The 13,956-nt window shown below is 75.3% G+C and carries 13 protein-coding genes; 10 read left to right on the top strand and 3 right to left on the bottom strand.

Features of this window, described 5'->3' with window-relative positions; translation table 11 throughout:
- Positions 1-125: 125 nt before the first annotated feature.
- Complete coding sequence (locus ABIE39_RS13640) at positions 126-893, top strand: SOS response-associated peptidase (protein ID WP_209827400.1); 768 nt, start codon at positions 126-128, stop codon at positions 891-893.
- 72 nt (positions 894-965) lie between these two features.
- Here ABIE39_RS13640 and ABIE39_RS13635 read toward each other — a convergent pair whose 3' ends face one another.
- Both ABIE39_RS13635 and ABIE39_RS13630 read right to left on the bottom strand, forming a co-directional pair.
- A complete protein-coding gene (locus tag ABIE39_RS13635) occupies positions 966-2,048 on the bottom strand; it encodes an adenylate/guanylate cyclase domain-containing protein (RefSeq protein ID WP_499278607.1) in 1,083 nt (360 codons plus the stop codon).
- A gap of 125 nt (positions 2,049-2,173) precedes the next feature.
- Positions 2,174-3,049 (bottom strand): biotin--[acetyl-CoA-carboxylase] ligase, encoded by an 876-nt coding sequence (locus tag ABIE39_RS13630; RefSeq protein WP_209827397.1) that lies wholly within the window; start codon positions 3,047-3,049, stop codon positions 2,174-2,176.
- Between the two features lie 154 nt (positions 3,050-3,203).
- Here ABIE39_RS13630 and ABIE39_RS13625 point away from each other — a divergent pair, with 154 nt between their 5' ends.
- The 8 genes from ABIE39_RS13625 to ABIE39_RS13590 all read left to right on the top strand — a co-directional run bounded on the left by ABIE39_RS13625 (position 3,204) and on the right by ABIE39_RS13590 (position 11,799).
- A complete protein-coding gene (locus ABIE39_RS13625) occupies positions 3,204-4,835 on the top strand; it encodes a carboxyl transferase domain-containing protein (RefSeq protein ID WP_175008049.1) in 1,632 nt (543 codons plus the stop codon).
- A 61-nt stretch (positions 4,836-4,896) separates the two neighbouring features.
- On the top strand, positions 4,897-5,406 hold the full coding sequence (locus tag ABIE39_RS13620) for a hypothetical protein (protein ID WP_175008048.1): 510 nt from the start codon (positions 4,897-4,899) through the stop codon (positions 5,404-5,406).
- Entirely contained in the window at positions 5,403-5,669 is a 267-nt protein-coding gene (locus tag ABIE39_RS13615; RefSeq protein WP_255437023.1) for an acyl-CoA carboxylase epsilon subunit, read from the top strand. The genes ABIE39_RS13620 and ABIE39_RS13615 overlap by 4 nt, the downstream gene beginning before the upstream one ends.
- A complete protein-coding gene (locus ABIE39_RS13610; RefSeq protein ID WP_175008047.1) occupies positions 5,666-6,379 on the top strand; it encodes a hypothetical protein in 714 nt (237 codons plus the stop codon). The genes ABIE39_RS13615 and ABIE39_RS13610 overlap by 4 nt, the downstream gene beginning before the upstream one ends.
- Before the next feature lie 10 nt (positions 6,380-6,389).
- Positions 6,390-8,132: a DUF885 domain-containing protein gene (locus ABIE39_RS13605; RefSeq protein WP_255437022.1), complete on the top strand. Its 1,743-nt coding sequence runs from the start codon at positions 6,390-6,392 to the stop codon at positions 8,130-8,132.
- A gap of 71 nt (positions 8,133-8,203) precedes the next feature.
- Complete coding sequence (locus tag ABIE39_RS13600; protein WP_354052153.1) at positions 8,204-9,124, top strand: AEC family transporter; 921 nt, start codon at positions 8,204-8,206, stop codon at positions 9,122-9,124.
- Between the two features lie 35 nt (positions 9,125-9,159).
- Positions 9,160-9,816 carry a Maf family nucleotide pyrophosphatase gene (locus ABIE39_RS13595; RefSeq protein WP_175008044.1) on the top strand — a complete coding sequence of 219 codons (657 nt, stop codon included), beginning with the start codon at positions 9,160-9,162 and terminating at the stop codon, positions 9,814-9,816.
- Positions 9,817-9,999: 183 nt separating this feature from the next.
- Positions 10,000-11,799, top strand: coding sequence for an acetyl/propionyl/methylcrotonyl-CoA carboxylase subunit alpha (locus tag ABIE39_RS13590; RefSeq protein ID WP_354052151.1), 1,800 nt, complete (start codon positions 10,000-10,002; stop codon positions 11,797-11,799).
- 146 nt (positions 11,800-11,945) lie between these two features.
- On the opposite strand, the gene ABIE39_RS13585 is transcribed toward ABIE39_RS13590, so the two are convergent.
- Complete coding sequence (locus tag ABIE39_RS13585) at positions 11,946-13,244, bottom strand: MFS transporter (RefSeq protein ID WP_342779535.1); 1,299 nt, start codon at positions 13,242-13,244, stop codon at positions 11,946-11,948.
- A gap of 108 nt (positions 13,245-13,352) precedes the next feature.
- On the opposite strand from ABIE39_RS13585, the gene ABIE39_RS13580 reads away from it, so the two are divergent.
- Positions 13,353-13,889: an NUDIX hydrolase gene (locus tag ABIE39_RS13580; RefSeq protein ID WP_255437051.1), complete on the top strand. Its 537-nt coding sequence runs from the start codon at positions 13,353-13,355 to the stop codon at positions 13,887-13,889.
- Positions 13,890-13,956 lie beyond the last annotated feature (67 nt).

Raw genomic sequence — 13,956 nt, 5'->3', positions numbered from 1 at the left:
CCTGGGCGTGACCCTGCTCTCCCTCGGCAACCGTCTCGGCCGCCGTGCCCGCGGAGCGGGACCCTCCCCCGTGCCCGCCCGTCGTCCCCGGCGCGAGCGTGGGTGGCGTGCGGCACGCTGGAGGCATGTGCGGACGCTATGCCTCCTTCCGGGACGCCCAGGACCTCGCGGACGAGTTCGCGATCGCCGACGTGGCCGACGACGCGCGCCTCCTCCCGCCGTCGTGGAACCTCGCGCCGACGGACCCGGTGCGGATCGTCGTCGAGCGCGCCGCGAAGGACACGGGCGAGGTGCGCCGCTCGTTGCGGCTCGCGCGCTGGGGCCTCGTGCCGTCGTGGTCGAAGGACCCGAGGGGCGGCGCGCGAATGATCAACGCGCGCGCGGAGTCGATCCTCGACAAGCCGGCGTTCGCCAAGCCGTTCGGCGTGCGCCGGTGCCTCGTGCCGGCGGACGGCTACTACGAGTGGCGCGTCCTGCCCGACGGCGCGTCCCCCGCCGGGTCCGCGGGCGTGCCGGCGCGCCGGGGCAAGGTCCCCAAGCAGCCGTACTGGATCGCGCCCGGCGACGGGCGCAGCGCCGCGTTCGCGGGGCTCTACGAGTTCTGGCGCGACCGCACCAAGTCGGACGACGACCCGGACCGCTGGCTCGTCTCGACGACCATCATCACGACCGACGCGGCGCCGTACCTCGCCGAGATCCACGACCGCATGCCGCTCGCCCTGCCGTCCGACGCCTGGGACGCCTGGCTCGACCCGGCGGTCGACGCGCGGGGTGCCGCCGACCTCCTCGGGCTCGGCGGCCCGCACGACGACGTCCCCATGGTCGCGCGCGAGATCTCGACCCTGGTCAACTCCGTGACCAACGACGGCCCGGGGCTCCTCGAGGCCGTCTGACCGGTCGCCGCCCCGCCGGGCGCACGTCAGGTGCCGTGCGGACGTCAGCCGCCGGGCGCCGCCGGCGTGCGGTCAGCCGCGGTAGGCCCACTGGAGGCGCACGGGCTCGATCGTGCCGAGGCCCTGCACCTCCGTCTCCGGCTGCGCCGTGAGCGCGAACCGCTGGTCGCCGGCGAGCAGGCCCGCGGTCTCGCGGTCGACGAGCACCGTCGTCGGGTCGGCGATGTCGACGAGGCGTGCCGCGAGGTTGACGCTCGGCCCGAACACGTCGCCGAACCGCGACAGCACCCGTCCCCACACGAGGCTCACGCGCACCGGCGGCACGTCGACGTCCTCCTCGCGGCCGCCCGCCGCGGCCAGGCCGAGCGCGACCCGCGCGCCGGTCGCGACGTCGTCGGCCACGTAGAGCACCGCGTCGCCGATCGTCTTGACGACGCGCCCGCCGGCGGCGGTGATGACGTCGCGCGCGCTCGTCTCGAAGAGCTGCACGAACTCGGCGAGCTCGCTCGATCCGAGCCCGCGGGTGCGCTGCGTGAAGGACACGATGTCCGCGAAGCCGACCGCGCGCGGCAGCGGGAGCTCGTGCTCGTCGACGGCGGTGGCGCGGGCGTCCGAGAACTCGACCGCGAACCTCCCGGCGACGGCCGCGAGCTGGCGTCGCCACGCGTGCAGGAGCTGCTCCTCGAGGACGGGCGCGAGCTCGGGGAGCCGGTCGAGCACGAGCAGGCGCGCGCTCGTGTCGTCGAGGTCGAACCGCCGCGTGAGGTGCTCGACGAGCGCCTCGACCTGCCACAGCACGAGGCGCTCGGTCGTGTGCCCCGTCGAGCGGATGAGCGTCGTGAGGGCACGCTGGTCGAGCTGCTCCTGCGCGGCGAACGCGAACACGTCCGCGAGCGCCTGCGCGTCGCGCTCGGTGAAGGCGTGCTCCTCGCCCTCGGTGAGCGGGAGCCCCAGGGCCTGCCAGTAGCCGCGGACGCGGTCCTCGTCGACGCCGGCCCGCTCGGCGAGCCGTTCGACCGTCAGGGTGCGGGGTCCGCCGAGGAGCGCCTCGTCGAGCACCGCCTCGGTCGCCTCGGCCTCGGTGGTCGGTGCGTCGCCCTCCGCGGTCGTCGCGGACGGTGCGGGGGCGAGCTCGTTCTCCGGGTCCACTGGCACCCGGCGATCCTATTCCTCGGCCGGGCTCGCCGAGATCGGCGGTCGCACGCGAGATCGGTACGCACGACCGCCGACCCGGCCTGGGACCGCCGACCTCGCGCGGGTGCGGTCGGGCGTGGGGCCGGTCAGACGTGGGGGCGCAGGTGGTGCACGTCGCCGCTGTGGTGGACGGTCGTCGTGCCGTCGTCGAGGCGGACCTCGAGGCCGCCGTCGGGAGCGAGCCCGGTCGCGAGCCCGACGACGTCCCCGCCCGCGACGCGCTCGACGCGCACGCGCGTGCCGAGCGTGGCGCTGACCTCGGCGCAGTCGGCGTCGAGCCCGGCGGCGTGCGCGTCGCCCCCGGCGTCCTGCCAGCGCGCGAGGACCTCGCCGAAGGCTTCGTGCAGCGCGACGAGCACGACCTCCCGGTCGGTCGTCGCGGCCCCGGCGAGGGCGAGCGAGGTGGCGGTCGGGACGGGCAGCTCGTCGCGCCGCTGCGCGACGTTGAGGCCGACGCCGACGACGACCCCGCCGTCGGGCAGCACCTCGGCGAGGATCCCCGCGACCTTGCGCAGCGGCGCGGGCTCGCCCGCGCCGGGGTCGGGGACGAGGACGTCGTTGGGCCACTTGACGACGGCGTCGACGCCGGCGGTGGCGCGCAGCGCGCGGGCGGTCGCGAGGCCGGCGAGCAGCGGGAGCCAGCTCAGGGCCTCGCGCGGGACATCGGGCCGCAGCAGGAGGGAGCCGAGCAGCGCGGTGCGGGGCGGCGTCGTCCACGAGCGGCCGAGCCGGCCGCGACCCCCGGGCTGGTGCTCGGCGACGAGGAGCGCGGGAGCGGGCCACGCCGCCGGGTCGCGCGCGACGGCGGCCGCGAGCTCCGCGTTGGTGGACGCGGACTCGGGCACGACCTCGAGCCGGGCGAGCGGCCCGGCGGGCGCCACGAGCAGCTCGCGCAGGAAGTCGGCCCGCAGCGGGGGTCGCTCGTCGCCGGACGGGGTCTCGGGGTCGTGGGCGCTCGCCATGCCCGCCATCCTCGCGCACGCCGCGCGCGCCGCACGAGGCGGGGACCGGCCGAGCCGCGACCGGTCGAGTTGTGGGGACCCACCAACCCGGGCCCCCGCGGTGCTGGCGGCGACCGCATCGAGTGGGTGCGATCCTCCAACTAGGCTCGGGTGCGTGACGGACTCTGCGACGACCTCGCCCGCGACGACCGAGAGCGCCGACGCGCCCCGCCTCACCGGGACCGCGGCGAAGCTCGCCGACCTCGACCGCCGTCGCGCGGAGGCGGCCGGGCTGCCCGAGGAGGCGGCGCGGACCAAGCAGCACGCGCGCGGCAAGAAGACGGCCCGCGAGCGCATCGACGCGCTCCTCGACGAGGGGAGCTTCGTCGAGCTCGACGCGTTCGCGAAGCACCGCTCCCACAACTTCGGCCTGGAGACGAAGCGGCTCGCGGGCGACGGCGTCGTCGTCGGGCACGGCACGATCGACGGCCGCCAGGTGTGCGTGTACTCGCAGGACTTCACGGTGTTCGGCGGGAGCCTCGGGGAGGTCCACGGGCAGAAGATCACCAAGGTGCAGGACCTCGCGCTGCGCACCGGGGTGCCGCTCGTCGGCATCTCCGACGGCGGCGGGGCGCGCATCCAGGAGGGCGTCGCGGCGCTCACGCAGTTCGCGGAGATCTTCCGCCGCAACGTCGCGTCGTCGGGCGTGATCCCGCAGATCTCGCTCATCCTCGGCCCGAGCGCGGGCGGCGCGGTGTACTCCCCCGCCCTCACGGACTTCATCGTCATGGCCGACAAGACGTCGAACATGTTCATCACCGGGCCGGACGTGATCCGCGCCGTGACGGGCGAGGACGTGGGCTTCGAGGAGCTCGGCGGCGGCCTGACGCACAACGAGAGGTCCGGTGTCGCGCACTACCTGGGCAGCGACGAGGACGACGCGATCGACTACGTGCGCCACCTCGTGTCGTACCTGCCGCAGAACAACCTGTCGGACGCGCCGTCGTTCCCGCCCGACGACGTCGAGCTCGCGGTGACGGAGGAGGACGAGGAGCTGGACGCGCTCGTCCCGGACTCCGACTCGCAGCCGTACGACATGCGCACGGTGATCGAGCACGTGCTCGACGAGGGCGCGTTCCTCGAGGTGCAGCCGCTGTTCGCGAAGAACGTGCTGGTCGGGTTCGGGCACGTGGAGGGCCAGTCGGTCGGCGTCGTCGCGAACCAGCCGCTCGCGATGGCGGGCACGCTCGACATCGACGCGGCCGAGAAGGCGGCGCGGTTCGTGCGCACGTGCGACGCGTTCAACATCCCGGTGCTCACGCTCGTGGACGTCCCGGGCTTCCTGCCGGGCGTCGACCAGGAGCACCAGGGCATCATCCGTCGCGGCGCGAAGCTCATCTACGCCTACGCGGAGGCCACGGTCCCGCTCGTCACGGTCATCACGCGCAAGGCGTACGGCGGCGCCTACATCGTCATGGGGTCCAAGCAGCTCGGCGCGGACGTCAACCTCGCGTGGCCGACGGCGCAGGTCGCGGTCATGGGTGCCGGCGGCGCGGTGAACATCCTGCAGCGCGCGGCGCTCAAGCGGGCGGCCGACGCGGGCGACGACGTCGAGGCGGAGCGCGCGCGCCTCGTCGCCGAGTACGAGGACGCGATCGTCAACCCGTGGGACGCCGCGGAGCGCGGCTACGTGGACGCGGTGATCCGGCCGTCGGAGACGCGCGTGCAGGTGGTGCGCGCGCTGCGCGCCCTGCGGACCAAGCGCGCGAGCCTGCCGCCCAAGAAGCACGGCAACATCCCCCTGTGAGCGCCGCGGACCGCACCAGCCCGACGACCCGCCGCACGAGCAGCCCGAGAGAAGGACGGTCATGAGCCACGAGGACGCCACGCACGGCCCCGCGCCGCTGGGCGCGGTCGACCCGGCACCGATGCACGCCGCGGTCGACGCGCTCGCCGCGGCGCTGCACGAGTACGTCGGCACGGCCGTGGGGGTGCGCGCCGAGTTCGGGGCGTCGGAGGCGGACGAGGACCCGCGCGTCCTCGCGCTCGAGGCGCGCGTCGGCGCGCTCAACGCGCAGCTCTTCGACGTGCTGCACGAGGCGCTCGGCATCCACCCGGACCTCACGTCGTCCGTCTGGGAGCCCGTGGAGGGCGAGGACACCGGCGACGCGGACGCCGCGCCCGCGGACCTGGAGGACGACACGTTCACCCTGGAGTACGTCGTCGTCTCGCGGCCCGGCGGGCCCGACCTGGACGACGTCGTCGGGCTGCTGGACTCGTGGGGCCACGAGGCGCACGCGCGCCTCACCGAGGCGGGCTACGACGTCCCCGAGTGGGGCGTCGGCCGCGGCACGGACGAGCACGAGGACGACGCGTGAGCGAGCAGCGGGCGGTGCCCGGCGCCCCGAGCGTGCGCGTCGTGCGCGGCGCCCCCGACGATCTCGAGGTTGCCGCGCTCGTGGCCGGGCTCGCCGCGGCGGCCGCGGCCGGTGACGTGCCCGACGACGTCGCGCCCGTGGACGAGTGGACCAACCGCGCGCGCGTGCTGCGCGGGACGGGCGACGGCGCGACCGCGAAGAGCTTCGGCGGCCGCGCCGGGCGGCACAACGCCGACTCCTGGCGCTGGAGCCTGCGCTCGTGACGACGCCCGGCCCGTCCCCCCGCGTGCGCCGGCTGCCCGAGCGGGCGGTGCTCGTGGAGCCCGCTCCGTCGGCCGACGCCGTCGAGGCCGACCCGACGGCGCTGCCGCCGGTCGCACCCGTCGCCGTGTGGCGCCGCTGGGCCTGGGCGGTCGCCTTCGTGCCGACGGTCGCGCTCCTCGTCTACCAGCGTGCGGGCGCCGCGCGCGGCTGGCTGGTCCCGGAGGCGCTCGTGGTCGTGGCGACCCTCGGCCTGCTCCTGACCGCGCTGCTCGCGCTCGTGCGCTACCAGGACGACCGCGCCGCCGCGCGTCTCGCGCGCGGTCGCGACGCGCTCCTCGCCGCCCCCGTCCGGGCCACGGGCACGCTCACCGTGCCCGCACCGGACACCGACGGCCCGCCGCCCGGTGCGCACGACGTGCGCGGGACGCTCGTCGTCACGACGGGCTCGGGCGTGGCGACGGCGCGGCCGGTGCGCGTCGTCGTGCCCGCGGGCGCGGCGGGCCCCCGCCCGGGCGACCCGGTCGCCGTCTGGCACGCGGCCGACGACGAGGACGCGGCCGGGGTGCTGCTCGTCCGCTACCACCGCGAGTGGGCCGACGACCTGCTCGCCGCGCTGCGCAGGGGCGGCCCGGCAGCGGACGACGGGGCGGACCAGGACGGGCCGGACCAGCCCGATGTTCGCACGGAGCGCCCGCCCCGCGCCGAGTAGTCTCGTCCGGGTGAGCGACACCACCACCACCCCCGCCGGCGCCTCCGCCGGGACCCCCGACCGCACCCCCACGCCGATCGACGCCGTCGCCGAGGCCTACGTCACGCGGGTCGCCGAGCTCGACCCGCTGGCCGCCACCTCGATGGGCCTGGCCGGCTACGACCACCTCGTCACCGACCTCTCCCCCGCCGGGCACGAGGCACGCGCCGAGGCCGACCGCGCGGTGCTGCGCGAGCTCGACGGCCTCGAGCCGGTCGACGACGTCGACCGCGTCACCCTCGCGGCGATGCGTGAGCGCATCGGCCTGCAGCTCGAGCTGCACGAGGCCGGCGAGCCGCTCGCGAGCCTCAACAACATCGCGTCGCCCGTGCAGGAGCTGCGCGACGTCTTCGACATCATGCCGACGGGCACGGTCGAGGCGTGGGAGAACATCGCGGCCCGCCTCAACGGCCTTCCCGGCGCGATCGACGGCTACATGGCGTCGCTCACGGAGGCGGCGTCGCGCGGCAACGTCGCCGCGATCCGCCAGGTGCGGATCGGCGTGGCGCAGTCGCGCGAGCTCGCCGACCCGCAGGGCTCGTTCTTCACGTCCTTCGTCTCGGGTCCCGAGGCCGACGCCGTCCTCGACGACTCCGCCGCGTGCTCGCTCGTGCGCAAGGAGCTCGAGCACGGCGCCGCCGCCGCGCGCGAGGCCTACGGCCGGCTCGCGGACTTCCTCGAGACGACCCTCGCCCCGCAGGCGCGCGCCGAGGACGCCGTCGGCCGCGAGCGCTACCGCCTCTTCTCGCGCACGTTCCTCGGTGCCGAGGTCGACCTCGACGAGACGTACGCGTGGGGTCTGGAAGAGCTCGCGCGCGTCGTCGCGGAGCAGGAGGAGATCGCGCGCCGTATCGCCGGCCCGGGGGCGAGCGTCGAGGACGCGGTCGCGGCGCTGGACGCCGACCCGACCCGCAAGCTCCTCGGCAAGGACGCCCTCAAGGCGTGGATGCAGGAGACGTCGGACGCCGCGGTCGCCGCGCTGAACGGCGTCCACTTCGACATCCCGGCCCCGGTGCTCGACCTCGAGTGCATGATCGCGCCGACCCAGACCGGCGGGATCTACTACACCCCGCCGAGCGACGACTTCTCCCGCCCGGGCCGCATGTGGTGGTCCGTCCCCGCGGACGTCACCGAGTTCAACACGTGGCGCGAGAAGACGACCGTCTACCACGAGGGCGTCCCCGGCCACCACCTGCAGTGCGGCCAGGCCGTGTACGCGCGCGCGACGCTCAACACGTGGCGCCGCCTGGCGTGCTGGGTCTCGGGCCACGGCGAGGGCTGGGCCCTGTACGCCGAGCGCCTCATGGCCGACCTCGGGTTCCTCGACGACGACGGCGACCGCCTCGGCATGCTCGACGCGCAGCGCATGCGTGCCGCGCGCGTCGTGCTCGACATCGGCGTGCACCTCGGGCTCCCCGCCCCGCAGGAGTGGGGCGGCGGCACGTGGGACGCCGACAAGGCGCTCGCGTTCCTGCGCGCCAACGTCAACATGCCCGACTCGTTCGTGCGGTTCGAGCTCGACCGCTACCTCGGCTGGCCGGGCCAGGCGCCGTCGTACAAGGTCGGGCAGCGGCTGTGGGAGGCCACGCGCGACGACGCGCGCGCCACGGCGCAGTCTCGCGGCGAGCAGTTCGACGCGAAGGCGTTCCACGAGCGCGCGCTCAACCTCGGTTCCGTGGGCCTCGACGTGCTGCGCGACGCGCTCTCGTCGTGACCCCCGCGCACGACCGGCCCGGGACGGCGGCACGCCGCCCCGGGCCGGCCGGCGTCCGGCTGCCCTGAGCCGTGGGCGCCGTCCTCACCGGCTTCGCCGTCATCGCCGTCGTCGTGGCCGCCGGGTATGTCACCGCGCGCCTCGGCATCGGAGGTCCCGACGCGCGGACCGCGCTCAACCGCGTCGGGTTCTTCGTCGCGAGCCCGGCGCTGCTGTTCACCGTCCTCGCGCGGGCCGACGTCGGCGCGCTGTTCCAGGCGCCCCTCGCGGTCGCCGCGACGTCCGCCGTCGTGACGGCGGGCGTGTTCGTGCTCGTCGACCGGCTCTGGCTGCGGCTGCCCGCTCCCGAGGCGACGGTCGGCGCCGTCGGATCCGGCTACGTGAACGCGAACAACATCGGGCTGCCCGTCGCGGTCTACGTGCTGGGGGACGCGACCGCCGTCGTGCCGGTGATCCTGCTCCAGCTCCTCGTGCTCGCGCCCGTCACGCTGCTCGTGCTCGACGTGACGACGAGCGGACGGGCGTCGTGGCGGCTCGTGCTCGCCCAGCCCGTGCGCAACCCGATCATCCTCGGGTCGCTCGCGGGCGCCGTCGTCTCGGTGAGCGGCTGGACGCCGCCGGTGGCCGTCATGGCCCCGCTCGACATCCTCGGCGGGGCCGCGATCCCCATGATCCTGCTCGCGTTCGGCATGTCGCTGCACGGCACGCGCCCGCTCCGGCGCGGCGAGCCGCGCGCGGCCGTGGGCGTCGCGAGCGCCGCGAAGCTCCTCGTCATGCCGGTGGTCGCGTTCGTCGTCTCGCACCTCGTGCTCGGGCTCGACGACGCGGCGGTCGCCTCGGCGGTCACGCTCGCCGCGCTGCCCACCGCGCAGAACGTCTACAACTACGCGGCGAGGTTCGGGCGCGCCGAGATCCTCGCGCGCGACACGATCCTCGTCACGACGGTCGGCTCGCCCGTCGTGCTCCTCGTCGCGGCGCTGCTCCTCGCGTAGCGGGGGCCGCGCGCCGTCCCGGGTAGTCTGCGCGGGTGCTCCGACTGCTCCTCGCCTCCCGCTCCCCCGCCCGCCTCGCGACGCTCCGCGCGGCCGGCGTCGACCCGCTCGTGCGCGTGTCCGGGGTCGACGAGGACGCCGTGCTCCGCGAGGCCGCCGCGGAGCGCGGCGGGCTCGAGCCCGTCGACGCCGTGCTGGTCCTCGCGCGCGCCAAGGCGGAGGAGGTCGTCCGCACGCTCGACCCGGCCGCAGGGGCACCGGAGGCCGACGCTGCGCTGCTCGTCGGGTGCGACTCGATGCTGGAGCTCGACGGCGAGGTGCTCGGCAAGCCCGCCGACGCGGACGACGCGCGCGCCCGCTGGCGCGCCATGCGGGGCCGTGCCGCCGTCCTGCACACGGGGCACTGGCTCGTGGACCTGCGCCCGGCCGACGCCGGGGGGACGGGCGCCGCGGTGGGCGCGACGAGCTCGACCGTCGTGCACTTCGCCGACCTCGCGGACGACGAGATCGACGCCTACGTGGCCACCGGCGAGCCGCTCCACGTGGCCGGCGCCTTCACGGTCGACGGCCTCGGCGGCCCGTACGTGGAGCGGATCGAGGGCGACCACCACGGCGTCGTCGGGATCAGCCTGCCGCTCGTGCGGTCGCTCCTGCGCGAGGTCGGGGTGGCCTGGCACGCGCTGCGCGCCTGACGCGTCGCGCGTGCGCCGCGTTGTCGAGGGCGGACAACCCGGCGCACCTCACGGAGCCCAGGGACGGGCCGCTATGGAGGTTTCCGACAACCGCCCTCGGCGCGGCTTGGTTTGTTCTCCAATCTTGTCCGGTACCGCGCGCAGGAGCGTGAACCGCGCCGTGCGCACGCGTTACCGTGAGCCGTGCCCGCGAACCCCACCCGCCCCCTGAGCAAGGTCCTCGTCGCCAACCGTGGCGAGATCGCCGTCCGGATCGTGCGCGCCTGCGCCGACGCCGGCATCGCGTCCGTCGCGGTCTACGCCGACCCCGACCGCCAGGCCCTGCACGTGCACCTCGCCGACGAGGCGTTCGCGCTCGGCGGCACGCGCGCGGCCGAGACCTACCTCGACATCGCGAAGCTCCTCGACGTCGCGCGCCGCTCCGGCGCCGACGCCGTGCACCCCGGGTACGGGTTCCTCGCCGAGAACGCCGAGTTCGCGCAGGCCGTGCTCGACGCCGGGCTCGTCTGGATCGGGCCGCCGCCTGCCGCGATCGACGCGCTCGGCGACAAGGTCAGCGCCCGCCACATCGCGCACCGCGCGGGCGCCCCTCTCGTCCCGGGCACGCCCGACCCGGTCGCCGACGCGAGCGAGGTCCACGCGTTCGCGGCCGAGCACGGGCTCCCCATCGCGATCAAGGCGGCGTTCGGCGGTGGCGGGCGTGGCCTCAAGGTCGCGCGCACCACCGACGAGATCGACGAGCTCTACGAGTCGGCCGTCCGCGAGGCGACCGCCGCGTTCGGTCGCGGCGAGTGCTTCGTCGAGCGGTACCTCGACACCCCCCGCCACGTCGAGACCCAGTGCCTCGCCGACGAGCACGGCACGGTCGTCGTGGTCTCCACGCGCGACTGCTCGCTCCAGCGTCGCCACCAGAAGCTCGTCGAGGAGGCGCCCGCGCCGTTCCTCAGCGCCGCCCAGGAGGCCGAGCTGTACAAGGCCTCCGAGGCCATCCTCCGGGAGGCCGGGTACGTGGGCGCCGGGACGTGCGAGTTCCTCGTCGGCTCCGACGGCACCATCTCCTTCCTCGAGGTCAACACCCGCCTGCAGGTCGAGCACCCCGTCTCCGAGGAGGTCACCGGCATCGACCTCGTGCGCGAGCAGCTGCGCATCGCCGCCGGGGAGCCCCTCGGGTACACCTCCACCCAGGTGCGCGGCCACTCGATCGAGTTCCGCATCAACGGCGAGGACCCGGCCGCCAACTTCCTCCCCGCCCCGGGACGCATCACGCGCCTGCGGTTCCCGTCCGGCCCCGGCGTCCGCGTCGACTCCGGCGTCGTCGAGGGCGACACGATCTCCGGCGCGTTCGACTCGATGATCGCCAAGCTCGTCGTCACCGGCGCCACGCGCGCGGAGGCCGTCCAGCGCGCCCGCCGCGCCCTGCGCGAGCTCGAGGTCGAGGGCATCCCGACCGTCGTCCCGTTCCACCGCGCCGTGCTCGACGCCGAGGCGTTCGTCCCCACCGACGACGAGCCGTTCCGGGTGCACACCCGGTGGATCGAGACCGAGTTCGCCGACCGGCTCGCCACGCTCGCACCGGCCCCGGCGGCGCCCGCGGACGAGGACGACGAGCCGCTCGCGACCGAGCGCGTCGTCGTCGAGGTCGGCGGCAAGCGGCTCGAGGTCGTGCTGCCCGCCGGGCTCGGCATGGCCGCCGGGCGTGCCCGCACCGCCAACGCCGCCCGGCGCCCCGCGCGCCGCAGCGCCGCGAAGTCCAACGGCGGCGGGTCGGGCACGACGCTCGCCTCCCCCATGCAGGGCACCATCGTCAAGGTCGCCGTCGCCGACGGCACCCAGGTCGCCGAGGGCGACCTCGTCGTCGTGCTCGAGGCGATGAAGATGGAGCAGCCCCTCCTCGCCCACCGCGCCGGCACCGTCCGCTCGCTCTCGGCGACCGCGGGCGCGAGCGTCAGCTCCGGCACGGCCATCTGCGAGATCGTCGACTGACCTGCGCGTCCCGCCCGGCGTCCGACGGGGCAGCCGCGGTCGTCCCGAGATCGACACCTCCGACCGAGCTCGGCAGTCGGGGTCGCGATCGGCAGCAGTGACTGCCGATCCCGACCGCGAGTGCCGAGCTCGCGGTCTTCCCGCCGTCAGCCGGACAGGGCGGCGGCGCGGATCGCCCGGCGGCCCGAGGGCAGCACGACGGCGACGGTCACGACGAGGAACATGAGGACCCCGGAGACCACGAGCAGCGACTCGACGGAGAAGCGGTCCGCGAGCGGGCCGAACACGACCATCCCGAGCGGCATCGAGACCGCCATGACGATGCCGACGAAGCCGAACACCCGGCCCTGGCGCTCCGGCTCGACGGTCTCCTGGAGCACGGTCATCGACGTCGTGGAGAAGGGCGGCACGGAGAGCCCGAGCAGGAACATGAAGACGAAGAACACCCACATGTTCGTCGAGACGCCCATCGCGACGGACAGGACGCCGAAGACGAACGTCGAGCCGACGATCATCGCGATCCGGTTCTTCAGCCCGCCCCACGTCGCGAGCAGCACACCGCCGAGGAGCATCCCGACCGAGAACGCGACCTCGTTGACGGTGAGCTTCCAGACCTCCTCGCCGAAGGTGCGCGCGACCATGAGCGGCGTGAGGTACGACGGCGCGACGATGAGCAGGAACACGACGGCGTAGAGGCCCAGGACCCACCGGACGAACGGGTGCGACCCCAGGTAGCGGAACCCTTCGACGAGGTCGTCGAAGTATCCGGCTCGCTCGCCCGTGGCCGCACGCACGAGCGTCGGCACGGGCACGAGCAGGAGGAGCCCGATCCCGATCACCGCCGTGACGACGTCGACGAAGAAGACGGCGACGAGGGACATGCTCGCGTAGAGGGCCGCGGCGACCGCGGGCGCGAGGAGCATCATCGCGGACTGGATCGACTGGTTGATGCCGTTGACCCGCAGGAGCCTGCTCGTCGGCACGATCTGCGGGAGGAGCGCCGCGACGGCCGGGGTCTGGATCCCGGCGCCCGTCGAGCGGACGGCCAGCGCGGCGTAGATGAGCCAGAGGTCGTCGGCCCCGCCGAGCATGAGGAGCGCGAGCGCGAGCGTCGTCACCGCGATCGTGCCGTCGGCGGCGATGACGAGCGCCTTGCGGTTCACCCGGTCCGCCCACACGCCGCCGAAGAGGGAGACGACGGCCTGCGGGAGGAACCCGAAGAGCGTGCTCAGCGCGAGCACGGAGCCGGACTTCGTCTCGATCGTCAGGTGCCACATGACGGCGTACTGGACGAGCATCGAGCCGAACAGGGAGACGGTCTGCCCCGAGAGGAACACGGCCGTGTCCCGGCGCCACCGGGGCCGGGCGAGCGTGTCGTCCTCGGCGGGACGGTCGACGGCGTCCGCCGTCGCGGCGTCGGTGTTCTCGTACGGCGTATGGCTCACCCGGACATCGTGCCGGTCACCACCCACACGGTCCATGGAATTCGCCGACGGCGCACCACCGCACGGGGCGGGGCGCCGCACCGGGCTGGCAGCATGGGGCTCGTGACGATCCCGACCGCCCCCCGCGACCCCGACGAGCCGCCGGCCCGGCTCCCCCGCCACCTCCAGCCCGGCGACGGCTGGGTCGAGTGCGCGTGCGGCCGCCGGCACTGGGGGCTGTTCGGTGCGGCCGGGCTGCTGCTCGCGCGGCGCGACGGTGCCGGGCGCGTGACCGACGTCGTGCTCCAGCACCGCGCACCGTGGTCGGACCAGGGCGGCACGTGGGGCGTGCCCGGGGGCGCCGTCGGGCCGGACGAGACCCCGGCCCAGGGCGCTCTGCGGGAGGCGGAGGAGGAGGCGGGACTCGACCCCGCGGCCGTGCGCGTCGTCGCCGAGCGCGTGCTCGACCACGGCCCGTGGCGCTACACGACGGTCCTCGCGGAGGTCGCGGACGGCGCGTCGGTCGAGCCGCGCGCGACCGACGCCGAGAGCATCGAGGTCCGCTGGGTCCCGGTCGACGACGTCGCGGGCCTGCCCCTCCTGCCGGCCTTCGGGGACGCCTGGCCGGGTCTGCGCGCCCTGCTCGACGGCGCGCCCGAGGACTGACGGCGGCACCGGGCGCACGACCGGGCCCGGCCCCGGCGTCCGGACGCGCCTGGCTCCCGTCCGAGCC

Source organism: Cellulosimicrobium sp. 4261, assembly GCF_040546915.1.
Lineage (GTDB): Bacteria > Actinomycetota > Actinomycetes > Actinomycetales > Cellulomonadaceae > Cellulosimicrobium > Cellulosimicrobium cinnabarinum.
The sequence above is the reverse complement of the archived record's forward strand: the minus strand, read 5'-3'. Positions and strand labels throughout refer to the sequence as shown.